This is a genomic window from Acidovorax sp. KNOB132 (assembly GCF_057541515.1).
In genome coordinates this window covers 1-820 of sequence record NZ_BAAJYT010000601.1, presented here as the reverse complement: position 1 = coordinate 820, position 820 = coordinate 1, and the positions used below count along the sequence as shown (strand labels likewise).

The 820-nt window shown below is 73.7% G+C and carries 1 protein-coding gene; it reads right to left on the bottom strand.

The genetic code is table 11. The features are described from left to right. Positions 1–778, bottom strand: a 778-nt coding sequence (locus AC27IO_RS24930; RefSeq protein ID WP_498741307.1) for a uroporphyrinogen-III C-methyltransferase, incomplete at its 3' end; no start/stop codon positions are given. Positions 779–820 lie beyond the last annotated feature (42 nt).

The following is an 820-nucleotide window of genomic DNA, read 5'->3' as shown; positions in this document are numbered from 1 at the left end:
CGCGCACGACCTCCCACGCGCGCTGCAGCGCGGACTGCCACCAGGGGCTGGGTGCGGCGGGCGACGCGGCGGCGTCGCCCGCGGACACCTGGGCATTCATGCGGCGCGTGGCCGCGGCCTGGGCGACGGCGTTCTGCAGGGGCAGCTCGTCCACTTGCCGCACCAGATCGTCGAGCCGCGCGAGCAGGCCGGCGGTGTCGGTCACCTGGGCGGCGCCGATGCGCTCCAGGTCGCGGCCGATGGCACGCGACAGGGGCGCGAGGCGAGGCTGGGCTGCACGTTCGATGCGCTGGTTGGCGCTCTTGAGGGCGGCCACCAGCGGCTCCAGGCTGCCGGTCAGCTGGGCCTGCTGCTGGGCCAGGCGGATGCCGGATTCGATGTCCACCACCAAGTTCTCGTCGCGCGAGCGCGACAGGCTCTGCATCAGCTCCTCGAGCTGGGCGCGCTGCAGGGCCACTTCGCTCACGCGGGTTTCGTTCACGGTGAGCCGAGCGGCGGTTTCGCGCGAGACGTCCAGTGCCTGGTGGGCGAGGGTGCGGGCTTCGATGGCCTGGGTGCCGGAGTCGGCGGTCTGTCGCGCCAGCTGCTCCTGGATGGTGTTCAGGCGCTGCCACAGCAACACGCTGCCCAGCAGGCCGGCCGCGGCCACGAACCCCAGGGCCCAGAGCGCGTAGCGGTTGCCGCTGGCGCCTTTCGCGGGCGCTGCGGGCACGGCTGCACCGGAGGGCGGGGCGGCCAGCGGTGGGGCGGCGGGGGCGGAAGCGGGCTCAAAACTCATGGGTGCGATTCTATCGAGGCGACCACGGTCGTCCAGGGCGGG